21 protein-coding genes are annotated in these 23,425 nt (G+C 67.5%); 13 read left to right on the forward strand and 8 right to left on the reverse strand.

What is annotated here, in order from left to right:
- Positions 1–561, forward strand: a 561-nt coding sequence (locus V7672_RS00005; RefSeq protein ID WP_335622625.1) for a hypothetical protein, incomplete at its 5' end; no start/stop codon positions are given.
- Between the two features lie 107 nt (positions 562–668).
- On the opposite strand, the gene V7672_RS00010 is transcribed toward V7672_RS00005, so the two are convergent.
- Positions 669–2,264, reverse strand: coding sequence for a M56 family metallopeptidase (locus tag V7672_RS00010; RefSeq protein WP_335622626.1), 1,596 nt, complete (start codon positions 2,262–2,264; stop codon positions 669–671).
- Positions 2,261–2,662 (reverse strand): BlaI/MecI/CopY family transcriptional regulator, encoded by a 402-nt coding sequence (locus V7672_RS00015; protein WP_335622627.1) that lies wholly within the window; start codon positions 2,660–2,662, stop codon positions 2,261–2,263. The genes V7672_RS00010 and V7672_RS00015 overlap by 4 nt, the downstream gene beginning before the upstream one ends.
- A gap of 126 nt (positions 2,663–2,788) precedes the next feature.
- Here V7672_RS00015 and V7672_RS00020 point away from each other — a divergent pair, with 126 nt between their 5' ends.
- Entirely contained in the window at positions 2,789–3,718 is a 930-nt protein-coding gene (locus V7672_RS00020) for a 2-hydroxyacid dehydrogenase (protein WP_335622628.1), read from the forward strand.
- Here V7672_RS00020 and V7672_RS00025 read toward each other — a convergent pair.
- On the reverse strand, positions 3,715–4,212 hold the full coding sequence (locus V7672_RS00025; RefSeq protein WP_335622629.1) for an EF-hand domain-containing protein: 498 nt from the start codon (positions 4,210–4,212) through the stop codon (positions 3,715–3,717). The two genes, V7672_RS00020 and V7672_RS00025, sit on opposite strands and share 4 nt — an antisense overlap.
- Before the next feature lie 105 nt (positions 4,213–4,317).
- Between V7672_RS00025 and V7672_RS00030 the strand changes: the two genes are divergently transcribed.
- Genes V7672_RS00030 through metH form a run of 5 tightly spaced genes read left to right on the forward strand, consistent with a single transcriptional unit; the run spans position 4,318 to position 10,634 of the window.
- Positions 4,318–5,280 (forward strand): ArsR/SmtB family transcription factor, encoded by a 963-nt coding sequence (locus V7672_RS00030; RefSeq protein ID WP_335622630.1) that lies wholly within the window; start codon positions 4,318–4,320, stop codon positions 5,278–5,280.
- Positions 5,280–6,215, forward strand: a complete 936-nt coding sequence (gene metF, locus V7672_RS00035; protein ID WP_335622631.1) for a methylenetetrahydrofolate reductase [NAD(P)H] — start codon at positions 5,280–5,282, stop codon at positions 6,213–6,215. The genes V7672_RS00030 and metF overlap by 1 nt, the downstream gene beginning before the upstream one ends.
- Positions 6,212–7,279, forward strand: a complete 1,068-nt coding sequence (locus tag V7672_RS00040; protein ID WP_335622632.1) for a homocysteine S-methyltransferase family protein — start codon at positions 6,212–6,214, stop codon at positions 7,277–7,279. The genes metF and V7672_RS00040 overlap by 4 nt, the downstream gene beginning before the upstream one ends.
- The gene (locus tag V7672_RS00045) at positions 7,276–7,968 is read left to right on the forward strand and encodes a class I SAM-dependent methyltransferase (RefSeq protein ID WP_335622633.1); all 693 of its coding nucleotides are present in this window, start codon (positions 7,276–7,278) and stop codon (positions 7,966–7,968) included. Before V7672_RS00040 ends, V7672_RS00045 begins: the two co-directional genes overlap by 4 nt.
- Complete coding sequence (gene metH, locus V7672_RS00050) at positions 7,968–10,634, forward strand: methionine synthase (protein ID WP_335622634.1); 2,667 nt, start codon at positions 7,968–7,970, stop codon at positions 10,632–10,634. Before V7672_RS00045 ends, metH begins: the two co-directional genes overlap by 1 nt.
- A gap of 3 nt (positions 10,635–10,637) precedes the next feature.
- On the opposite strand, the gene V7672_RS00055 is transcribed toward metH, so the two are convergent.
- Together V7672_RS00055 and V7672_RS00060 are read right to left on the reverse strand one after the other, a co-directional pair.
- Positions 10,638–11,207 carry a hypothetical protein gene (locus V7672_RS00055; RefSeq protein ID WP_335622635.1) on the reverse strand — a complete coding sequence of 190 codons (570 nt, stop codon included), beginning with the start codon at positions 11,205–11,207 and terminating at the stop codon, positions 10,638–10,640.
- A gap of 152 nt (positions 11,208–11,359) precedes the next feature.
- A complete protein-coding gene (locus V7672_RS00060; protein ID WP_335622636.1) occupies positions 11,360–14,548 on the reverse strand; it encodes a TonB-dependent receptor in 3,189 nt (1,062 codons plus the stop codon).
- Between the two features lie 564 nt (positions 14,549–15,112).
- Here V7672_RS00060 and V7672_RS00065 point away from each other — a divergent pair.
- The gene (locus V7672_RS00065; RefSeq protein ID WP_335622637.1) at positions 15,113–15,967 is read left to right on the forward strand and encodes an MBL fold metallo-hydrolase; all 855 of its coding nucleotides are present in this window, start codon (positions 15,113–15,115) and stop codon (positions 15,965–15,967) included.
- On the opposite strand, the gene V7672_RS00070 is transcribed toward V7672_RS00065, so the two are convergent.
- Complete coding sequence (locus V7672_RS00070) at positions 15,952–16,656, reverse strand: DUF1499 domain-containing protein (protein WP_335622638.1); 705 nt, start codon at positions 16,654–16,656, stop codon at positions 15,952–15,954. The genes V7672_RS00065 and V7672_RS00070 overlap by 16 nt on opposite strands.
- Positions 16,657–16,660: 4 nt before the next feature.
- Positions 16,661–18,295: a long-chain-fatty-acid--CoA ligase gene (locus V7672_RS00075; protein WP_335622639.1), complete on the reverse strand. Its 1,635-nt coding sequence runs from the start codon at positions 18,293–18,295 to the stop codon at positions 16,661–16,663.
- A 188-nt stretch (positions 18,296–18,483) separates the two neighbouring features.
- On the opposite strand from V7672_RS00075, the gene V7672_RS00080 reads away from it, so the two are divergent.
- The 3 genes from V7672_RS00080 (at position 18,484) to V7672_RS00090 (ending at position 20,474) form a co-directional block, all read left to right on the forward strand.
- Positions 18,484–19,071: a hypothetical protein gene (locus tag V7672_RS00080; RefSeq protein ID WP_335622640.1), complete on the forward strand. Its 588-nt coding sequence runs from the start codon at positions 18,484–18,486 to the stop codon at positions 19,069–19,071.
- Between the two features lie 9 nt (positions 19,072–19,080).
- Positions 19,081–19,725 carry a uridine kinase gene (udk, locus tag V7672_RS00085; protein ID WP_335622641.1) on the forward strand — a complete coding sequence of 215 codons (645 nt, stop codon included), beginning with the start codon at positions 19,081–19,083 and terminating at the stop codon, positions 19,723–19,725.
- A 65-nt stretch (positions 19,726–19,790) separates the two neighbouring features.
- Positions 19,791–20,474 carry a TetR/AcrR family transcriptional regulator gene (locus V7672_RS00090; RefSeq protein WP_335622642.1) on the forward strand — a complete coding sequence of 228 codons (684 nt, stop codon included), beginning with the start codon at positions 19,791–19,793 and terminating at the stop codon, positions 20,472–20,474.
- Positions 20,475–20,477: 3 nt separating this feature from the next.
- Here the strand turns inward: V7672_RS00090 and pdxH are convergent, their stop codons facing one another.
- The gene (gene pdxH, locus V7672_RS00095) at positions 20,478–21,158 is read right to left on the reverse strand and encodes a pyridoxamine 5'-phosphate oxidase (protein ID WP_335622643.1); all 681 of its coding nucleotides are present in this window, start codon (positions 21,156–21,158) and stop codon (positions 20,478–20,480) included.
- 89 nt (positions 21,159–21,247) lie between these two features.
- Here pdxH and V7672_RS00100 point away from each other — a divergent pair, with 89 nt between their 5' ends.
- The gene (locus V7672_RS00100; RefSeq protein WP_335622644.1) at positions 21,248–21,976 is read left to right on the forward strand and encodes a DnaJ C-terminal domain-containing protein; all 729 of its coding nucleotides are present in this window, start codon (positions 21,248–21,250) and stop codon (positions 21,974–21,976) included.
- A gap of 12 nt (positions 21,977–21,988) precedes the next feature.
- Positions 21,989–23,074 (forward strand): chorismate synthase, encoded by a 1,086-nt coding sequence (gene aroC, locus V7672_RS00105; RefSeq protein ID WP_335622645.1) that lies wholly within the window; start codon positions 21,989–21,991, stop codon positions 23,072–23,074.
- Positions 23,075–23,425 lie beyond the last annotated feature (351 nt).

Below are 23,425 nucleotides of genomic sequence, written 5' to 3' on the forward strand. Positions count from 1 at the left end.
CTGACGGCGGCCCAGTTCATCTTCCCGGGACAGGCCTCTCCGGCCGATGCCCTGGCGGGGATCATCCCGGCCGACGATGCCCGCTTTGCTGCGCCTCAAGCCGCCCCGGCCGAGGCCGGTGCCGACACCAAGGCCGACGCCGACAGCGGACCGCAGGTGCTGCCGGTGGCCGATGACCTCGGCCTGGACGGCAAGGCGGCAGGCCCGCAGATCCTTCCGGGTCTGGACGACGACGCCTTTGTGGTGGTGTCCAAGGACGCCGCAGGGCCCCAGGTCCTGCCGGTGGCCGACACCGGGCCGGACGGCAAGGACGCCCTCGGGCCGCAGGTCCTGCCGGGTCTGGGCGAGGATGACTTCATCGTCGGCAAGGCGGCGCTGGATGCCGGACCGCAGGTCCTGCCCGGAGCCGGGGAAGACCTGTTCGGCCTGGATGCCCTGCCCGACGGTCTGTCCCTGCGGATGGAACTCTGGGCCGCCCGGGGCGATGACCTCTTCGTCCACGATACCCTCGGCGACCTGCCCCTGGCCCTCCAGCCCGAAAACGACTGGGGCTGGGCGTAGGGCTCACGATCCGGGCTGCGTGTCGCAGCCCGGACAGAAGCGGCAAAGGGGCTGTCGCGCACGCGGCAGCCCCTCTTTAGTTTCGGGGACAGACCCGTCCCCTGCCCTCACCCCATACGGGCGGCGCGGGCGCGCATCTCGACCGCCTGTCGTTCCATCTCTTCGGCCTGTTCCCGCAGGCGGGGGGCGAGGGCGCGGAGTTCGGCGTCGGTGACCGTCTCGCCACGCTCGCGATTGCGGGCGATCTGTTCGGCGCGATAGGCGGGATCCTCCAGCCGGGTGGCTTCCTCGCGCATCTGGCGGGCACCGACGCGCATCTGTTCGGCCCCCTCGGCCATCTGGCGGCCGGCATCCTGACGGGCGACGGCGGCCTGCTGGCGGGCCACGGCGGCCTGTTCCCGGGCAACCACGGCATCGGCGCGGGCTTGTTCCGCCTCGGCGCGGGCGACGGCGGCCTGTTGACGGGCGACGTGGGCCTCGGCGCGCGCCCGGTCGATCTCGGCACGTTCCTGAGGCGTGGCCTGGCCGTAGGAGATGACCCGGGTGTCGGCCCGGGGTGCGGGCGGCGCGGGCGGGGCCGGAGGGGCGGGCGGATCCTGCAGGCGACGGGGCGGCGGCGGGGGCGCGGGCGGCGCGGGCAGAGGCGGCAGGGGGGTGAGCGCCAGCAGCGGGGCCGGAGGTGCCGGCGCAACGGGCGGCGCTGCAGGCGCGGGCGGCGGCGGCGGCGGGTCCTGCGTCACCTGCAGGGCGGCCAGCGGTGTGGCGAACAGCGACAGGGCAGCAACAGTGGCGGCCACGGTCAGGGGGCGGGCATGGGGGGAGTGGTCGGTCATCAGGCATTCGATCCTTTTCTTGAGGGAGCGGGCATCACCCGCCATGGCGGTCGAGCTCCACGGGAGAGCGGCGTGGGCGGCGGGCGGACTGGCCAGTCGCACGAGGGCGTGGGCATAGGTCTGGCGGTCGACGCGCGAGACGGCGGCGGCATCGGCCGCCTCCTCGGTGCGGGCCACGAGCGTGGCGTGCAGCATCCAGACCAGCGGATTGAACCAGAACAGGGCCAGCGCCAGCCGCGACAGGATCAGGAACAGCCAGTCGCCGCGCCGGAGGTGCGCCAGTTCATGAGCGAGCACGGCATCCGCGGTACGCGGGTCGGACAGATTGGCGGGGTCAAGCAGGATGGTACCCGGCGGCACGCCCCAGCTGAGCGGCCCGGTCAGGCGCGCACTGGTCACCAGTCGCGGCCGACGCCCGGTGCAGAGCCGATCCAGCGCCGCACGCCAGGCCGGACAGGTCACGGTCTGGCCCTCTGACGTCCAGCGGTCCAGCGTCATGATGCCCAGCACCAGACGACCGGCGACGCACAGGCCGCCGACAAGCCAGACGAGAACCGCGAGGCCAAGGGGCGACGGCCACGGCATGGCGGCCTCGATCGCCACTCCGGCAACCGGTCCGATCTCGCCCTGCCAGAGCGGCCCGGCGGGGACTTCGGGCGCAGCCGCAGCGGCCGAAGCCGGCAAAAGGGCCAGATCCCACACCGGCAGGACCAGCGCCACCACCGGCAGGGCCAGCAAGAGGCAGACCGTCGCCCGCAGAATGTCGGCCCGGTCGGACGGGCGACGCGCCAGTCCGGTGGCACAGGTCAGGCCTGCGCCCGCGATCAGGGCGGACTTGAGGGCCAGGGACAGGATCAGGGCGGCGATCATGAGCGCTCCATCCCCTCCCCCGACGCGCCCATCCGGTCGATCGTGCGGCGCAGGGTCTCGGCCTCGTCGGCGGTCAGGGTCTGGCCCAGCCCCAGAAGCGCGGTCGCCGCACTGGCTGCGGAACCGGCGAAGAAGGTCTCGACCATCCGTTTCAGGGCACCCTCAGCCACCGCGTCGGTGCGGGGCACCGGGGCATAGATGAAGCCGTCCGGTCCCGCCGTGCGCCGGACCAGCCCCTTGGCCTCCAGCCGGCTAAGCAGGGTCCGCACCGCCGAGTCGCTGAGGGGATCGGCCAGCACCCCGCGCAGGGTGGCGGCGGTCGCCTGCTCCAGACGATAGAGGGTCTCGAACACTTCGCGCTCGCGCCGGGGGAGTTGATCCATGGAGGTCGGGGGCATGGGAAGCTCGCTACATTTGTAGCGCTACACTTGTAGCGAATTGGGTCGGGAATGAGGCGGCCGCATGAAACCCCTGACAGGATGGCGGCTCTTGCCAGCAGGCTGCCGAAGGGAAAGGATCGCCCCATGACCCAACGCCCCGCAGTCCTGATCATGCAGCGGCATCTGGCACCGCTGACCGGCTTTCTGGAGTCGACCTATGACGTCTACCGGTTCTGGGAGCATCCGCCGGTCGAGGCCGAGCGGGACATCCAGGCGCTGGTGGTGGCGGGCGAGTTTCCGCTGGATGCGGCGCTGATCGAGCGGCTGCCGTCCTTGCGGCTGATCGCCTGTTTCACATCGGGCTATGACGGGATCGATGTGGCCTGGTGCCGGGCGCGGGGCCTGCCGGTCACCCATGCGCCGGGGGTCAATCACGAGGATGTCGCGGACCATGCGATCGGGCTGATCCTCGCTTCGCGGCGCCGGCTGGTCGAGGGCGACCGCAGTCTCCGCAGCGGGGGCTGGACGCCCGAGGCGCGGCTGATCACCCCGTCGCTGAAGGGGGCCCGGGTCGGCATCGTCGGCATGGGCCTGATCGGTCAGGCGGTGGCCGAGCGGGCCGCGGCGCTGCGGATGTCGGTCCAGTGGTGGGGGCCGCGGCCCAAGGACGTGCAATGGCCAAGGGCCGGGACCCTGCTGGAGCTGGCGCGGGGCTCGGACATCCTGGTGGTGGCCTGCAAGGCTGATGACGACAATCGCGGTCTGATCGACGCCGGGGTCATGGCGGCACTGGGATCATCCGGCCTGCTGGTCAATGTGGCGCGCGGCAGTCTGGTGGATGAGGACGCCCTGATCGCGGCGTTGAGGGCCGGGACGCTGGGGGCCGCTGCGCTGGACGTCTATGAGGACGAGCCGACCGATCCGCAGCGCTGGGCCGATGTGCCGAACACCGTCCTGACCCCGCACACCGGGGGCGCCACGACCGAGTCGGTGCAAGGCATGCTGATGCTGCTGATGCAGAACCTTTCGGCGCTGTTCGCGGGCCAGCCGCTGGTGACCCCGGTGCCGGACTAGCGGTCGCGGCGCGGGCGTTCGCCCTCGGTGACGACGCCGTCGCCGTCGACGTCCATCATCTCGAACAGGGTGCCGGCAGCTTGCCGGACCTCGTCGCGGGTCAGGGTGCCGTTGCCGTCGGTATCGGCCCGGCGCAGCATGCGCGCCCCGCCCGGGCCATCCCCGGCGGCCAGCTCGTCGGGGGTCAGCTGACCGTCGCCGTCGATATCCAGCCGGTCAAAGCCCGCCAGCATGCGCTGTTCCAGTCCGCGCAGGGTCTGCTCGCCTCCCTCCGGTCCGCGTGGGCGCCGGCGAGGCTCCGGGGGATCGGATGGCACCGGCGCGACGGAGGCGGTCGGTTGCGCCGAGGCCTCGCCGGCGACCTGCTCGGTCGCTTCAGGGGCCGGCGCCCCGTCCGCCACGGGCGCGGTGTCCGCCTCTCGCTCCGGTGCCGGACCGCACGCCGCCAGAACCGCCATCAGGCTGACTGCCGTCATTGCTGCCATCTTGGACATGCCATGTCTCCTTGGTGCGTACTCGGGAAACTCACGCGCCAGCCCGCACGTTCCGTCGCCCGATTTTGCTTGCATAATCACATAAGGATATCTTTATATGATTTCATGAACTGGACGGCTGATCAGACCATAGAGGCCCTGCGCGGGGCGGGCGAGCCCACGCGGCTGCGCGTGCTGGCACTGCTGGCCGGGGACGAGCTGTCGGTGATGGAGCTGTCGCACATCCTGGACCAGAGCCAGCCGCGCGTGTCCCGCCATCTGAAGCTGATGACCGAGGCGGGCCTGATCGAGCGGTTTCCTGACGGGGCGCGGGTCTATTACCGCCTGTCGTCCGACCCGACAGCGCGGCGGCTGGTCGATACGGTGCTGGACCTGCTGGACGACCGCTCCAGCGAGCAGGATCATCGCCGTCTTGACGAGGTGCGCCGCGACCGCGAGGCCGCCGCCGAGGCCTATTTCGAACAGGTGGCACCGCAGTGGGACCGCATCCGGTCGCTCTATGTCTGCGAGTCGGCGGTCGAGGCCGCCATCGAACGCGCGGCCGGGCCGGGGCCGTTCGAGCGGCTGGTCGATCTGGGCACCGGCTCGGGCCGGATGCTCACTCTGCTGGGCGGGCGGGCGCGCATGGCCGTCGGCCTGGACCTGTCCCAGAACATGCTGAACATCGCCCGCGCCAAGGTCGCCCAGGCAGGCGTCGGCAGGGTCGAGCTTCGCCACGGCGACATCTTTGCCACCCGCCTGCCCTCGCAGAGCGCCGATCTGGTGCTGGTGCATCAGGTCCTGCACTATCTGGCGGACCCGGCCACGGCGATCAATGAGGCGGCGCGGCTGGTCATGCCGGGTGGCAAGCTGCTGATCGTCGATTTCGCCCCGCACGACCTTGAGGAACTGCGCGACGAGCATCAGCATCGGCGGCTGGGCTTTACCGATGCGGAGATCAACGGCTGGCTGGCGGACGCCGGTTTGCGGGCCAGCGCCCCCATCGCCCTGCCCCCGGACAAGGACGGTCTGACCGTGCTGATCTGGACCGCCGTGCGCCCGGCCGATGCCAAGCGGAGTGTCGCCTGATGACGTCGCTGGCTGAAGCCCGCGCCCTGCTGCTGTCGCCGCTGGGGCCGGTGGCGCGGGCGGGCTCGAACCGCAATGCGGTCAATGTGTCGTTCGAATTCTTCCCGCCCAAGTCGGATGAGGCCGAGGCCACCCTGTGGAAGGCCATCCGGCGGCTGGAGCCGCTGAACCCCGGCTTTGTCTCGGTCACCTATGGCGCCGGCGGATCGACCCGCGAGCGGACCCACCGTACGGTGCAGCGCATCCTGGGGGAGACGGGGCTGGCCCCCGCCGCCCACCTGACCTGTGTCGAGGCCTCGCGCGAGGAGGTCGATGAGGTCATTGCCGACTACAAGGCCGCCGGGGTTCGTCACATCGTGGCGCTGCGCGGGGATCCGCCCGGCGGCAACGGCATCGGCGGGGTCTATCGACCGCGCGCCGATGGCTATGCCAATGCGACCGAACTGACCGCCGCCATCGCCCGGCACGGCGGCATGGAAATCTCGGTCGGCGTCTATCCCGAGAAACACCCCGAAAGCCCCTCGATCGAGCATGACATCGATGTGCTGAAGGCCAAGATCGACGCAGGCGCGACCCGCGCCGTCAGCCAGTTTTTCTTCGACATCGACGCCTTCCTGCGGTTCCGCGACCGCGTGCGGGCGGCAGGCATCACCCTGCCCCTGACGCCGGGCATCATGCCGGTGTCGAACTTCAACGGGCTGAAGCGGATGAGCGCCGCGTGCGGGGCTTCGGTGCCCGACTGGCTGGCCGCGCACTTCGACGGGCTGGATGATGACCCGGAGACACGCCGCCTGCTGGCCGCCTCCGTCGCCGCCGAGATGTGCGCCCGCCTTCAGGAAGAGGGCTTTGCCGACTTCCACTTCTACACCCTGAACCGCGCCGATCTGGTCTACGCCATCTGCCGGGTGCTGGGCGTGCGCGAGGCCGTGTCGTGAGCCGCACCGACCGCATCGCGGCCCTGCATGCCGCCGCGAAGGCGCGCATCCTCGTCCTCGACGGGGCCTGGGGGGTGATGATCCAGCGCAGCGACCTGTCGGAAGCGGATTTCCGCGGCGACCGCTTCACCGATCACGCCGGCCAGATGAAGGGCAACAACGACATCCTGTGCCTGACCCGGCCGGACGTCATCGCCGATCTCCACGACCAATATTTCGCTGCCGGGGCCGACATCTCGGAGACCAACACCTTCTCGGCCACGACGATCGCCCAGGAAGACTACAAGCTGGACGCACAGTCGGTGTGGGACATCAATCTGGAGGGGGCGAAACTGGCCCGCGCCGCCGCCGACCGCTGGACGGCGAAAGAACCGCACAAGCCGCGCTTCGCCGCCGGTTCGATCGGGCCGCTGAACAAGATGCTGTCGATGTCGTCCGACGTGAACGACCCCGGCGCCCGCAGCGTGACCTTCGATCAGGTCTATGACGCCTATCGTCATCAGGCGAAGGCACTCAACGAGGGCGGGGTGCACCTCTATCTGATCGAAACCATCACCGACACGCTGAACTGCAAGGCGGCGATCAAGGCCATCAAGGACCTTGAGGACGAGGGCATGGAGCCCCTGCCCATCTGGATCTCGGGCACGATTACCGACCGCTCGGGCCGCACCCTGTCGGGCCAGACGGCCGAGGCCTTCTGGAACAGCGTGCGCCACGCCAGGCCTTTCGCCGTGGGCTTCAACTGCGCGCTCGGGGCCGATCTGATGCGGCCCTTCATCGCCGAGCTGAGCCGGGTGGCCGACACCCTGGTCGCCGCCTATCCCAACGCCGGCCTGCCGAACGCCATGGGCCAGTATGACGAGCAGCCGCACGAGACAGCGCATTTCATCGAGGAATGGGCGGCCTCGGGCCTGGTCAACATCGTCGGCGGCTGCTGCGGGACGACGCCGGAGCATATCCGGCACACGGCCGAGGCGGTGGCCGGGATGACGCCGAGAGCTATCCCCGAGCGACCGGTGGCCATGCGGCTGTCGGGTCTCGAACCGTTCGAGCTGGTGGCATGACCAAACCCGTCTTCAATTTCGCCGACCCCGACTTCGTCGCCAAATATATCGAAAAGGGCCCCCGCGCCTTCATGCCGGGACAGCCCGGCGTGCTGCAGATGGCCGGCATCCTGCTGGACGAGCGTGTGCCGGACGACGGCCATGTGCTGGTCGTCGGCGCCGGCGGCGGACTGGACACCCAGGCTCTGGCCCAAGCCGGTCCCGGCTGGCGCTTCACCGGTGTCGATCCGGCCGGAAAGATGCTGGACCTCGCCCGCCATGTGCTGGGCGATGAGACCATGCGCCGCGTGGACCTGATCGAGGGCGGCGCCGAGGTCGCGCCGAAAGGGCCGTTCGATGGCGCGACCATGATCCTTGTCCTTGGCATTATTCCGGACGACGGGTCCAAGCTGACGACGCTCCGCGATATCCATCGGCGCTTGAAGCCCGGGGCGCCGTTCATTCTGGTGGATCGCTGCGACAGCGCGGACAATCCGCAGTTTGATCGCAATATCGACCGCTATGTCGCCTTCGCGGCGGCCAATGGCGTCGATCCGGAGACGTTGAAGACCGCTCGGGGCAGTCACCGCGGCAATCCCGGCCTCGCCACCGCGGCCCGTGACGAGGCCCTCCTGGCCGAGGCAGGCTTTCGCGAGATCGAGCATTTCTACCACGCCATGAACTGGCATGGCTGGGTGGCTTACGCCTGATGCGTCCCACCTTCATCAATGTGGGTGAGCGGACCAATGTCACCGGCTCGGCCAAGTTCCGTAAGCTGATCGTCGCGGGTGACTATGCGGCCGCGCTGGACGTGGCGCGCCAGCAGGTCGAGGCCGGTGCGGCCATCATCGACATCAATATGGACGAGGGCCTGCTGGACGGCGCCGTCGCCATGCGGACCTTCCTCAATCTGATCGCGGCCGAGCCGGACATCGCTCGTGTGCCGGTGATGATCGACAGCTCCAAATGGGAGGTGATCGAGGCGGGGCTGAAGTGCGTTCAGGGCAAGCCGATCGTCAACTCCATCTCGATGAAGGCGGGCGAGGCCGAGTTCCGCGAACAGGCGCTGAAATGCCTGCGCTACGGGGCGGCCGTGGTGGTCATGGCCTTCGACGAGGTCGGCCAGGCCGACACCGCCGCGCGCAAGATCGAGATCTGCACCCGGGCCTGGCGCATCCTGGTGGACGAGGTCGGCTTTCCGCCCGAGGACATCATCTTCGACCCCAATATCTTCGCCGTGGCGACGGGGATCGAGGAGCACGACAACTACGCCGTCGACTTCATCGAGGCGACGCGGGTCATCAAAGAGACCCTCCCCTACGCCCGGGTGTCGGGCGGGGTGTCGAATGTCTCGTTCAGCTTCCGCGGCAATGAGCCGGTGCGGCGGGCGATCCACAGCGTCTTCCTGTACCACGCCATCCAGGCCGGCATGGACATGGGCATCGTCAATGCCGGCGACCTGCCCGTCTATGACACGCTCGACCCGGTTCTGCGCGAGGCCGTCGAGGACGTGATCCTGAACCGGCCGCAGCGGACCGATGTCTCGAACACCGAGCGGCTGGTCGACCTCGCCCCCAACTACAAGGGCGACAAGGGCGCGGCGCGGGTCGTCGATCTGAAATGGCGCGACCAGCCGGTCGGCAAGCGGATCGAGCATGCGCTGGTCAACGGCATCACCGAATACATCGACGCCGACACCGAGGAGGCGCGGCTGTCGTTCGACCGGCCGCTGCACGTCATCGAGGGTCCGTTGATGGACGGGATGAACGTGGTCGGCGACCTGTTCGGCTCGGGCAAGATGTTCCTGCCGCAGGTGGTGAAGTCCGCGCGGGTGATGAAACAGGCCGTGGCCTGGCTGGAGCCCCATATGGAGGCCGAAAAGGCCGGCAAACCGCGCGAACAGGCGGGTCGCATCCTGATGGCCACGGTCAAGGGCGACGTCCACGACATCGGCAAGAACATCGTCGGCGTCGTCCTGCAGTGTAACAACTATGAGGTCATCGACCTGGGCGTCATGGTCCCGGCCGACCGGATCCTGGACGCCGCGATTGAGCACAAGGTCGACATCATCGGCCTGTCGGGTTTGATCACCCCGTCCCTGGACGAGATGGTGTTCGTCGCCTCGGAAATGGAGCGGCGCGGGTTCGACATCCCCCTGCTGATCGGGGGCGCGACCACCAGCCGGACCCATACGGCGGTCAAGATCGAACCGGCCTATCATCGCGGATTGACCACCTATGTCGTCGATGCCAGCCGGGCGGTGGGGGTCGTCTCGGGCCTACTGTCGAAGGACGAGCGCGCGAAGAATGAGGCCATCACGCGCGACGAATACGTCCGCATCCGCGAGCAGTATGCCCGCAGCCAGGCCACCAAGGCGCGGACCTCGATCACCGACGCCCGGGCCAATCGCTGGCGGGCGGAGGCGGATGCCGCCCTGCCCGCCCTGCCGTCATTCATCGGTACACGGACGTTTGACGCCTGGGACCTGCAGGACCTCGCCGACCACATCGACTGGACGCCCTTCTTCGCCAGCTGGGAGCTGATCGGCCGCTATCCGATGATCCTTGACGATGAGGTGGTCGGCGAGGCCGCCCGCGACCTGTTCAAGGACGCCCAGGCGATGCTGAAGCGGATCATCGCCGAAAAGTGGTTCACGGCGAAGGGCGTGGTCGGCTTCTGGCCCGCCAAGGCCGAGGGGGACGACATCGTGGTCTTCACCGACGAAGGCCGCACCGACGAGCTGGCCCGGTTCCACACCCTGCGTCAGCAAATCAAGAAGTCGAACGGCAAGCCCAATCTGGCGCTGTCGGACTTCGTCGCCGAACAGGGCGAGGACTACATCGGCGCCTTTGCGGTGACGGCGGGCCATGGTGAGCTTGAGATTGCCAAGCGGTTCAGGGACGCGGGCGACGACTATTCCGCCATCCTGGCCACGGCGCTGGCCGACCGGCTGGCTGAAGCCTTTGCCGAGGCGCTGCATCGCAAGGTGCGCACCGAACTGTGGGGCTATGCACCGGATGAGGCCCTGGACGTCGACGCTCTGATCGCCGAGCAATATCAGGGCATTCGCCCCGCCCCCGGTTATCCGGCCCAGCCCGACCATACCGAAAAGGCGACATTGTTCCGTATACTGAACGCCGAGCAAAATGCGGGCATGGCGCTGACGGAAAGCTATGCCATGACGCCCCCGGCCTCGGTCTCGGGCCTCTATTTCGGGCACCCGGGCAGCCACTATTTCGGCGTTGGCAAGATCGACCGCGATCAGGTCGAGGATTACGCGCGCCGCAAGGGCTGGGACGTGGCCACGGCCGAACGCTGGCTGGCCCCGATCCTCAACTACCAGCCGGGCCGGGCCGCGCGGAGCGACGCAGCCTGAGCCCTATTCGGCGGCGGGACCCGGTTCCAGTCCGACCTCGGCCAGGGTCGCGGGCGGCGTGGTAACGTTCTCGCGGATCCGGCGGGCGGCATGCTCGCACCGGCCGGGCAGCCCGAAGAACAGGCCGAAGGTCTCATCGCGCGCGTCCAGATCCAGCTCCATCACGCGGGACCAGCGGACACGGACGCTGGCGGCGGCGGACTCGGCGAGATCCAGCATTTCGCGACTCTGTCGCGGGCCGGCGACCTCAAGCGCGCGCCTGAATTTTCGCTCTTCGGCCCGGCCCAGCTCGATCAGTTCCAGATCCAGTTCGTCGTCGGTTTGAAGGCTTTCGCCCAGGGTCACATGGCCGCTGACCATGGCCTCGCACCAGGCCACCAGCGGATAGTCGGCGGTCGGTGCGCCCGGCGGCAGCGGGTTGGCGTAGGCCACCGCCTCCCACATGCGCTCGGTATTCTGCGAGGCGAAGACGGCGTCGGTGCCGCCCGTGCGGATTACCGCGTCCTGGGCCGCGGCCGTGCCGGCCAGACCCAGGGCCAGGGCCGTTCCGAGAAGAAGTGTACGAACAGTCATTCCAGTCCTGACGTTTAAGGGCATCGGCCCCTGAGGCGGGGGCCAGCGTCACGGTTCAACCGGGCATTTTGACGGCGGTTCCCCGCGAGCCCCAAAGAAAAGGGCGGCGAACCCGATGGTCCGCCGCCCCGATCTTGTGTCTGACGTACTGCTTAGAAGCGGTAGGCCAGGCTCAGACGCACCGAACGCGGCGCCTGGTAGGCCGTCGGACGCCCGTAGTTCGGGTTCAGCGACGAAGGCAGGTTCGGATCGACGCCGATGAAGCCGGCGGCAGCGATATCCCCCAGGGTGCCGAACTCGTTGTAGTCGATCTCCGACGCCGAGTTGAACACGTTGAAGATGTCGGCACGCAGCACCAGGGAGTCACCCGGGATGCTGAAGACCTCCGACAGGTTGTAGGCGAAGGTCATGTCGACGTTCTGCAGCCAGTCACTCTCGAACTGCGACCCACGGGGCGAGGGTTCCAGAGTGCCGTTGCCGTCGAGATCGCAGAACCAGGACGAGTTAGCGTACTGATAGGCGAAGTCGTCGGTGGCATGTTCACCCATGCAGCCGAACTTACGGGGCGACTGAATGATCAGGTTGGCCCCGATGTTCAGTGCCGGCGTGACCTGCCAGTTGCCGAACACCTTGAAGCTATGGGCCCGGTGGTTCGGGAGATAGCCATAGGCGTTGTCGGTCAGACCCGGCTGGTCGAAGTCCTGCGACAGACCGGGGTCGGTCTGGCCGTTGTCGGACTTCAGCGCACCTTCGTAGTTGCCTTCGTTTTCAGACCAGACGTAGCTGAACCGGGCGCCCCAGATACCGTCGAAGGATTTCTCCATCGAGATTTCCACGGCCTTGTAGGTCCGCTCGGGCTCGGGATAACCCAGTTGCTCCGCCGTGAACGTCAGACGACGGTCCTCGGTGACCAGGCCGCCCGTGGCTGCCGACAGATCGTCGCCAGACAGGGTGACGACCATGTCTTCGCCCGGGTTGGTCAGGACGTACTGGTGGAAGCCGTACCACACCGAATAGCACTGGGTGTAGGTCAGGTCCGTCGCCACGTTCTCGCAATAGTCCAGAACGGCGGCGTCGATGGCCACGTCGTCGATCGCCGTGCCCAGCTCACGATAGGTGCCGGAGATACCGAGGGTCCAGCCATCCCAGAGTTGCTGCTGGTAGCCCAGGATGAACTCGTCCACGTACATCGGATCGATTTCTTCATCGACCGTCGTGTTGGTGGCTTTCAGCGAACCGTCACCGAAGGTGCCGACGCCCGCCAGCGTTCCCAGAATGGGCTCGTCGGTCGTGTCGTGGATACCGTCGGCGTTCAGATCGTTCGGTCCACCGGTCAGGTCCAGGTTCCAGGTATCCGAGATGAAGAACTCGGCACCGGCCAGACGCTGGTTGGTGTTAACGGCCACCGGCAGGAAGTAGCGGCCATACGAACCGAACAGTTTGGACGTGCGGTCGCCCGTGACGTCGTAGGTGAAGCCCAGACGCGGAGCCCACTGGTTCTGAAGGTCGATGAAGGCGACGCCAGCGAGGTTTTCGTTCTCGAAGCCTTCGTTCCGGATGCCCAGGTTCAGGGTCAGTTGATCCGTCACCTGCCAGGAGTCCTGCAGGTAGAAGGCGTTCTGGGTCGACTTCCAGCCACCGTCGTTGTCATAGGCCCGGATACGGACACGACGCGGCGAGCCTTCCAGGTCGGGACGGCCGGCGGGGAAGTTGGTGTCCGAGAAGTGGTTCTGGTAGCGATACCAGATACCGCCCGTGACATCGCCGGTGCAGGCGATCGTAGCCGAGAACCCGCCGGGACGGCAGTAGTTGTAGCCCGAGCCCGAATAATCCAGCTCCTGGTAGGATTCCAGGGTCTCGTTATCCAGCCCGAAGCGGAAGTGGTGCGAGCCGAGGAAATCGACATAGATGTCGACGTCGGCGCGGAGAACCGTCCGCTCGTCCTGGTTGAGCGAGGGTTGTCCGAGGCCCCAGCAACCGCGACGGGGATCCGAGGTCGCGGTGGACGTGATCAGGGCACAGTCATCGCCGGGCGAAGAACCCTGCTCGTTGTACTCATTCACGCCATAGGCGATCGAGGTCGTCAGCCAGTCGGTCCAGACACCGGTGTAACGGGCGATCCAGTTCTCACCACCGAACTCGAACGTCGACGGGGTGAACTCACCCACATACTGGCCATCGGCATCGACGTAGATGTTGCTGGTTTCCTGGGTCTGTTCATCCGAGAAGTAGGTGAACTCCAGACGGTGATCGTCGTTGACCAGGAAATCGACCTTGGCGCCGTAGAACGGATCGTCCGACGTCACGCGCGTGCCGTTGGCACCCAGACCGAAGTCCGGATCGTCGGTCGGCGAACCGATGTTGACGAACTCACGGTCACGGAAGTTGACCAGACCGAAGATGAACAGCCGATCCTGGATGATCGGACCGCCGAAATCGAGAATGATGTCGGAGGACTCGCCTTCGTCGAAGCGGTTCTGCGCGGCATAGGTGTCAGGCGAGTCGGAGGAGAGGCTGTCCGGCTCCCAATACGCCGTGATGCCGAATTCCCACTCATTGCCGCCCGACTTGGTCGTGCCGTTCAGCACGCCGCCGGTGCCGCGACCGAACTCGGCCGAATAGCCGCCGGTCTTGGTTTCCAGCGTCTGGTAAAACTCGAACGGAACCTGCGACGAGCCCGTGAAGTCACGGAATTTCGTGATGTTCAGGCCGTTGATGAAGTAGGTGTTTTCACCAGCCGAGGCACCACCGATGGTCGGGATGCCGCCAAAGGCGCCATCCGAAGCGGTCACGCCCGGAGCCAGCAGGGCCACCGCGCCGGCGTTACGCGCGATCGGCACGTTCCGCGACAGCTCTTCGACGTTGACGGTCAGACCGGTGGTCGTGGCGTCGAACTCGGACACAGCCTGACGCACGCCGACGACGACGATGTCATCGACGGTCGAGGCGCCCGAGGCGCTACCGACGGTGAAGACGACCGAGGTCGTGCCGCCCGAGCCGACCGAGATGGTGTCGGACAGCGAGGCATAGCCCGGCGCCGTGATGGTCGCGGTGTAGCGGCCCTGCGGAAGGGCGATGGCGCGGAACGAACCCGAGGCGTCGGTCGTATAGGTGCGGGTGAAGCCCTGCGACACCGACTGAAGCGTCACGGTGGCGCCGGCGACCGGCGTCTGCGACTGCGTTTCAACGGTGCCGGATACGGCGCCCTGCACCAGGTCCTGGGCCATGGCGGTGCTGGGAGCCAGCAGGCCGACGGCCGGAGCTGCCACAAGCGCCATGAGGGCGGTTCCGCCGATCATGGTCGAGTGCAGCAGACGTTGGCGAATGGTCTGGGTTTTCAAACTGTGGTCCTCCTGTGGCCGAGACGAAGATCCAGTAGGTCCCCCGCGCCTCGACAACCATTATCCGTGCACCCCAATGCACACAGACTGAGGCCAACCCTAAACCCGCATCTTCAGCAGCGCACGATAATTACAGGCCGGTAACCCATTCGTCGCGACATTGTCGCAATCAAGCCACAGTCACGATATGTCTATGTAGTCTAAGACTTTTCTTCCGGGCATTCGCCTGGCACGCGAGGATAGAACCGGCCGCACCCGCCGTCGGGAATCGACGTTCCGGAAATCTCGCTGTCGCGTGTCATGGGGGGGCCGGTGGATTTGCGCCGGTGCGAATCCGGGCTGAGTCGCCTATCTGACGATCGCGACGCGCGACGCGTAGGGCACAGGCTCGGGTGTGCAGGAGGCCACCACCAGCTGGCTCGCCATGATACACAGGACGGCCATCGCCACCGGCAAGAGCCGATTTGAAACATCCAGAGCCAGGGTTCGGGCCATGAGGCGCACTCCACGAAGGGTTTACGAGCTCTTAACGCAAGCTCCGGGCCAGCTCTCGGGCCGGCCCGCGTGAGCCCGCCGCCCATCCCGCTCGTTCGCGATTTCACGCCCCTGTACGGTCAGGTCGAGCGCCTGACGCCGCGCATCCGGCGGGTGCTGGCCAACAATCCCGGCCCCTTCACCTTTGCCGGGACGGGCACATTCCTGATCGGGGATGCCGATGCTGTGGCCGTGATCGACCCGGGCCCGGCGGATGACGCTCATCTTGCGGCCTTGCTGGGCGCCGTCGAAGGCCAGACCGTCAGTCACGTCCTGGTCACCCACGGCCATGCCGACCACTTGCCCCTGGCCCGCCCCTTTGCCGAGGCCGTGCGGGCGCCGGTTCTGGCGCATCCGGCCCTGTCGCCGGATCAGGATCTGGCTGACGGTGATCGTATCACCGGCGACGGCTGGACGCTGGAGGTGCTGGCCACGCCCGGTCATGCGCCCGAGCACCTGGCCTTTGCCCTGCGCGAGGAGAATGCCCTGTTCAGCGGCGACCATGTGATGGGCTGGTCGACCAGTGTGGTCTCGCCGCCCGAGGGCGACATGGACTCCTATCTGAATAGTCTGGACCGGGTCATGGCGGCCGGTTTCCATACCCTGTGGCCCACACACGGCGGGCCGGTCACGGCCCCCCTTCCCTTTCTGCAGGCGCTGAAGGCACACCGGCTGGGCCGGGACGACCAGCTGTTGGAGGTGTTGGCGAGGGGCCCGTCGACCGCGCGGGAGATGGTGCCGACCCTCTATGCCGCCGTGGACGAACGTCTGTGGCCGGCGGCCGCCCAGTCGCTGCTGGCGCATCTGATCCGGCTTGAGCGACGGGGGGACGTCGAGGCGAACGGGGCGCCGTCAGCGACCACCGTCTATCAGCTGCGCGGCTGAAGCTCCGCCACGATCCGGGCCAGCAGGCGGCATGCCTGATCATCCGGAACGAGGTTCTCGCGGACCGCGACGCGGACGTCCGTTCGCCCGGGTCGGATGCGGATGGTGGCGTCATGCTGAATCTGGAACCAGAGCCCCGTGTGGGTCCCTTCGACCCGGAACAGCGAAGACGGAAGGGGCGTGAAGCCTGCGCGCTGCAGCGCCGCGGTGGCATCTTCGGCGAGCACCTGTCTCGGAATGGAGGCGACGCCGGGACAGGCAGCGTCGTTCAGGTCCTGCTCCCGTGCGCCACCGGATTCCGACCGTTCGGCCATCAGTCGGGTGGAGAACGGGGGCGGCTCCGACGGATTCGTCGAAACGCTTCTCGGCGCAACGTCGACGCTCGAATAGGGGCGTGTACTGCCATGGAAAAGCCATGCGCCGACGGCGACGACGGCCACGGCCAGCACCGCCGCCAGGACCCGGAAAAGGCCTCCGCGTCGCGCCCGCCACAGGAGGACCAGGGCACAGACCGTGCCAAGCCCAAACAGCCATGGGGCCACGCCCCAGGTCAATTGATGGAGCGCGAAGAACCGGGTCCACCAGCCGAAACTCACCCCGAAGACCGCGACGAACACCACAAGGGGCGCCGACAGCACGCCGGCGACCAGCGCCAGTGTCGTCCACCCGCCGGGGGTCCGCCGCGCCATCAGATCAGCCCTGCGCCGTCGGCAGGACGTAGTCCTTCAACTGCTCACGCACGAGCTTCTTGTCGATCTTGCCGGTGGCGCCCAGCGGAATGTCGTCGACGAACACCACATCGTCGGGCATCCACCATTTGGCGATCTTGCCCTTCAGGAAATCGAGGTGCTCCTGCTTGTCCTCGGCCTGCCCGGGCTTCAGCTTGATCACCAGCACCGGGCGCTCGTCCCACTTGGGGTGGGCCGCGCCGATGACGGCCGCGAGATCAACCTTCGGGTGGCCCATGGCGATGTTCTCGATGTCGATCGAGCTGATCCACTCCCCGCCCGACTTGATCACGTCCTTGGCCCGGTCAGTGATCTGCATGAAGCCGTGCTCGTCGATGGTTGAGACGTCGCCGGTGTCGAAGAAGCCCTCGTTGTCGAGGATCTTGCCGCCCTCGTCCTTGAAGTAGGCGCCGGCGATGGTCGGGCCGCGGACCATCAGGCGGCCATAGGTCTTGCCGTCATGGGGCATTTCCTGGCCGGCGTAGTTCTTGAGCTTGAGCTCGACGCCCAGGGGCGGCATCCCCTGTTTGATGCGCCACTTCATCTGCTCGTCGTACGGCAGGGCGGCCAGTTCCGGGGTCAGGTTCGACAGGGTGCCGATCGGCGAGGTCTCGGTCATGCCCCAGCCCTGCAACACCTCAATGCCGAACTCGTCGTTGAAGGCGCGGATCAGGCTTTCCGGCACGGCCGAGCCGCCGATCAGGACGCGTTTGACGGTCGACAGCCTCAGCTTGTGCTCGCGCAGGTGGGCCAGCAGGCCCTGCCAGACGGTCGGCACGGCGGCCGAGAAGGTCACGCCCTCGCTTTCCAGCAGCTCATAGATGGCCTCACCGTCCATCTTGGCGCCCGGCATGACCAGCTTCGAGCCTGCCGCCGGACCGCCGAAGGCAATGCCCCAGGCATTGGCATGGAACATGGGCACCACCGGCAGGATCACCTCGCTGGGCGTCGCGCCCAGTACCGTGGTCTGCAGGCCCAGCAGGGTATGGATGAAGTTCGACCGGTGCGAATACAGCACGCCCTTGGGGTTACCCGTCGTGCCGGAGGTATAGCAGAGACCGCAGGCCGTCTTCTCCTCGAAGCCGCCCCACTCGACATCCTCAGAGGATTCCTCCAGCAGCTGCTCATAGCATTCCGCCTTGGGCAGTTTGGTCGCGGGCATGTTCCACTGGTCGGTCATGACCACGACGCGCTCGACCGTCGGGCAGTGCGGCAGGACCGCTTCCAGCAACGGCACAAAGGTCAGATCAACAAAGATGATCCGGTCTTCGGCGTGATTGATGATGTAGATCAGCTGTTCCGGGAACAGGCGCGGGTTCAGGGTGTGGCACACGGCGCCGATGCCCATGATGCCGTACCAGGTCTCGATATGGCGCGCGGTGTTCCAGGCCAGGGTGGCGATGCGGTCGCCGACCTTCACGTCCCAGCTCTTGAGCACGTTGGAGACGCGCTTGGCCCGGCCATGAATCTCGGCATAGTTGGTGCGCACGATCGGCCCCTCGACCGAGCGGGTCACGACCTCGCGATGCGGGTGCCAGTTCTTCGCATGGTCGAGGATCTTGTCGACCGTCAGCGGCCAATCCTGCATCAATCCGAGCATCGGTTTCCTCTCCGAAATTCATGGGTCTGGCCGACGTTGCCCGCGGCACTTGTCGCCAAGCTATCGGCGGCGTGAGGGATAGGCAACGTGACGCAACGTCAGGGGGAGCGACTTTCTTTGCCGCAGACGCACCGCTTTCGGCTAGTTTGGGCACGAACCTTCCTCGATCCGACCGACAGGACCCGACCATGACCCTCGCCCGCACCGCCCTGACCCTCGCTGCCCTGCTGGCCCTCGGGGCCTGTGACAGCACGACCGAGGCCCCCTCCCCCGCTCCGGCCCCTGCGGCGGAACCGGAAGCGGCGCCGGACACCGCCGAAGCCGCGCAGGGCGGACTGGCGCTGGAAGGCGAGGGCCTGCGCGCCTTCACTGCGCAGGGCTCGGCCCGGGCCCTGCCCTTCGGCATGTCGCAGGAGATGGTGCTGACCGCCGTGTCCACCCTGCTGGACACCGAAACCCCCGAGGTGACAACCAACGCCGAATGCGGGGCAGGCCCGACGCAGTTCGCCGAATATCCGAATGGCCTGCAGCTGGCATTCCAGGACGGCGAATTCGCTGGCTGGTTCCTGGACGAGGCCGGTCTGACGACGGCAGACGGGGTGGGCGTGGGCACCAGCCGGTCCGACCTGCAGTCGGCGCGAGTGGTCGAAATGATCCCGGAGTCGACGCTCGGTGCCGAGTTCTCGAGCGGCGAGCTGGGCGGCATGCTGTCGTCCGATGCGCCGGATGCCACGGTCGAAGCCCTTTACGCCGGCCTGACCTGCTTCTTCCGCTAGATCCGATCCATGGCCATTCTGATCGCCATCACCGGCGGCTCGGGCTCGGGCAAGAGCACCCTGGCCGAGGCCCTGATCCGGCACCTGCCCGAAGGGGTCGCAGCCCTCGTGCGCGAGGACTCCTATTATCGCGACGCCGCCTCCCTGCCCGACTTTGACGCCGCCACGTTTGATTTCGACGACGTGTCCGCGCGGGACCACGACCTGCTGCATGAACACCTCAGGGCACTGAAGGCGGGCCAGGCGGTGGAGGCACCGGTCTATTCCTTCGTGACCCACGGGCGCGAGCCGGGGGGCCAGCCCGTTCCCGCCGCCGAGGTGATCGTGATCGAGGGCACCCACCTGCTGTGCACCCCGGCACTGGTCCAGTTGTTCGACATCCGGGTGTTCGTGGACACGCCGTCCGACATCCGCTTCATCCGGCGCCTGCTGCGCGACCAGGTCGAGCGCGGCCGGACGGCGCAATCGGTCATCGACCAGTATTTGCTGACGGTCCGTCCCGGCCATGAGCGGCTGACCGAACCGGCCAAGGTTCATGCCGATTTCATCGTGGCCGATGCCACCGCCGCCGTGGTCCTGACCGACCCCCAGTCGGTGGACCGGCTGGTCGCGCCGGTACTGACCCATCCCCTGCTGGAACACTGGGTTGGCTGAGTCCTTGTAACACCGGCTGAATTTCATCTTGCGGGACAGCGTTATCCACGCCAACCTCCGCGGCCATGAGTCTGTCCCAACCCGCACGGTCCGAGCCGGCCGCTCCCATCCCTGACGACAGTGATGACCCCCGGCGGCGCTATGTGCTGGTCGAAGCCCGGCGGCATTTCATGGCCCACGGATTCGCCGCCACGCGGGTCGAGCCGATCGCCCGCGAAGCCGGGGTCTCAACCGCCACCCTCTACACCTTCTTCCCGTCCAAGGCCGAGCTGTTCCAGGCGGTTATCGACGACACCTCGGATGAGTTCGCGCGCCAGATGGACGATGTCCGCTCCGTGGATGGTCCTGCCCGGTGCCAACTGACCCGGTTCTGCGAAGCCTATGTCGCCTTCATGGCCGATCCACTGGTGACCTCGGTCTTCCGTCTGGTGATGGCCGAACGCTCCCGGTTCTCGGCCATGGCCCTGCACTTCTATGAGCGCGGCCAGACCCGGATTGGCGCGACCCTCGTCGAGGCGATCGAGGCCCTGACCGAACGCGGCGAACTGGTCTGCGACAAGCCATCCTGGGCGGCGGGTCAGCTGATGGGGATGCTGGAGCACCCGGTGTTCTTTGTGCCGATGGTCACGGGCGACACCCTGTCGATCCGACGCCCTCACAAGCAGATCGCCGCGGACGCCGTCGAAACCTTCCTGGCCCGCTATGCGGGCCCCAATCTGGATGCCGCCGCCAACGATCAGATTCCCTGACCCTTAGGGGTACAGCCGCTGCGTCCGCCACGGCGCATCCACGTCCGCGCGATCGAACCGCAGTCGATCATGAAGGCGGAAGGGGCGATCCCGCCAGAATTCGACCTGGGTCGGGACCAGCCGCCAGCCGGTCCATCCTCCAGGGCGCGGAACGTCCTGCCCCTCGAAGCGCGCGGTTTCTCGCGCCACGGCCGCCTCCAGCTCGGTGCGGTCCGCAAGCGGTCGGGATTGCGCCGAGGCCCAGGCGCCGATGCGGCTTTCACGGGCGCGGCTGGCGAAATAGGCATCGGCCTCGGCGGGGCTGACCGGTTCAACCGCCCCCCTCAGCCGCACCTGCCGCCGCAGCGATTTCCAGTGGAACATCAGGGCCGCCTGCGGTTGGCCGTCAAGCTGCCGCCCCTTTTCGCTCTCGCGATTGGAATAGAAGGTCAGGCCTTGGGCGCTGACGTCCTTCAGCAGCACCATCCGGCAGTCGGGCAGTCCGTCGGCGTCGACGGTCGCCAGCGCCATGGCGTTGGAGTCGTTGATCTCATGCGCCCCGGCGTCGGCCAGCCACCGCTCCAGCAGGGCGAACGGCTCGTCGCAGGCGAAGTCCGCCTCATCGCTGTTGGCGGCAAGCGCGGCGGCATAGTCGCGGGCATATTCCTCACGCGACGGACTGGGCGGGATGACGGGGATGCTCATGCCCTCTCTCTAGCGCCGCTCACGCCGGTTCGCGAGAGCCAGCGTCACGGTTAACCCGGCATTGACCCTGTTCGTGGCTTTTGGTCGCCATGAGCGGCCCCGACACCTCCCTTTTGACCTATCACCAGGCGCTGGCGGTGCTGGGCCTGCCCGGTCCGGTCGACCATGAGACGACGCGTCAGGCCTTCCTGCGCGCGGTCAAGGCGGCCCGTCCCGACCACCCGGCCGGCGATGCCGAGCGGTTCCGCGACGTCATCGCCGCCTGGCACGTGATCCAGGCCGAGGGCCCGGCGCGCCCGGCCCTGGCGCCGCCGCTCCGTCGCACGGCCCCCCTGCCCACCCTGTCGATCGATCCGATGCTGGCGCTGAACGGCGGTCCGGTCACGACCCGCCATCGGGGGCGAACCTTTCGTCTGACCCTGCCTGCAGGTCTCAGGGCCGGCGAGCATGTACGGCTGAAGGGTGCCGGCCGCGACGACGGCGACCTGTTCCTGGCGGTGCGGATCCGGGCGGCGGACGGACTGTCGGTGCTGGGCGACGACCTGTTCATGCAGGCCGATGTAGCGCCCCGCGTGCTTCAGGACGGCGGCCGCGTCGAGGTGTTGACCCATGCCGGGCCGCGCAACGCCTGGGTGGTTGCGGGACTTGAGCCGCCCGTGCGTCTGCGCCTCAAGGGACTGGGCCTGCCGGCGCGCGGACGCCATGGTCAGGGCCACCTGTTCATCACCCTGACGCCCGCCGAAGAGACCCCGTCCGCTGCCGAACATCTGCTGGACCGCTTCGCCCGGGTCTGGACGACGCCCCGCCTCGCGGCCTAAGGCCAGAGGGCCATGTCCCACAACAGCTTCGGCCATCTGTTTCGCGTGACCACCTGGGGCGAGAGCCACGGGCCGGCCATCGGCTGCGTCATCGACGGTTGCCCGCCACGGATCCCGCTGACCGAGGCCGACATCCAGCCCTGGCTGGACCAGCGAAAGCCCGGCGGCAGCCGCTTCGTCACCCAACGGCGCGAGAGCGACACGGTTCGCATCCTGTCGGGTACCTTCGACGACGGGGATGGTCCGGTCACCACCGGCACGCCGATCAGCCTGATGATCGACAATGAGGATGCGCGCTCGAAGGACTATGGCGAGATCGCCCGTGCCTACCGTCCCGGCCATGCCGACTATGTCTATCAGGCCAAATACGGGGTGCGCGATCACCGCGGCGGCGGCCGATCCTCGGCGCGCGAGACCGCCCTGCGGGTGGCGGCCGGTGCCGTCGCCCGCCTGATCCTTGGCCCCGACATCGCCATCCGCGCAGGCGTGGTTCAGATCGGCCCGCACCGCATTCCCGATGATGCACTCGATTTCGACGCCGTGCAGGGCAATCCGCTGTTTGCCGCTTCGGCTGAGGTCGTCCAGCCCTGGTCCGACTACCTGGATGACGTGCGAAAAGCCGGCTCCTCGATCGGGGCCGTGGTGGCGCTCGAGGTCACGGGCGCGCCGGTCGGCTGGGGCGCCCCGCTCTATGCCAAGCTGGACGCCGAACTGGCCGCCGCCCTGATGTCGATCAATGCCGCCAAGGGAGTCGAGATCGGTGCCGGTTTCGCCTCGGCCAAACTGTCGGGCGAGGACAATGCCGATGAGATGCGGCTGGGTCCGGACGGCCAACCCGTCTTCCTGTCCAACCATGCCGGCGGCATTCTGGGCGGCATCTCGACCGGCCAGCCGATCACGGCGCGCGTGGCGTTCAAGCCGACCTCTTCCATCCTGACTCCGCGCCGGACCATCACCCGCGACGGCACCGAGACCGAACTTCGCACCAAAGGCCGCCACGATCCCTGTGTCGCCCTGCGCGCCGTCCCGGTGGTCGAGGGCATGGCCGCCTGCGTCCTGGCCGACGCCATGCTGAGGCATCGGGCGCAGGTGGGGTGAAGATGGAGCCCGGTCGAAAATCCTCTCGGCCGAGCTTCCGTTCTTTCCTTGCTGTCAACTCGGAAGCCCTTGGCGTTCCGCTGTTGATCCTTTGCGTGGCGATCCTGTTCATCGCGCTTCTGATCCCTTTGCTGCCCACAGGGCCAGTCAGGCACCTGGAAGGGGAGATCACGGCGATCGGCATGCGGGAAACCTACGGAGGATCCCACGCTTCTGCCTCTGTGAAGCTGGAAGGACGCATCGTTCGGATCGAAGTGCCGACACGATACGACTGCAGGGTCGGAGACCGGATTCAGCTCACACAACGCCCGACGCGCTGGGGCTCGACGACCAGGCTGGCCATGACGCGCT

Origin of the sequence: Brevundimonas sp., assembly GCF_036963785.1 — a bacterium.
GTDB lineage: Bacteria > Pseudomonadota > Alphaproteobacteria > Caulobacterales > Caulobacteraceae > Brevundimonas.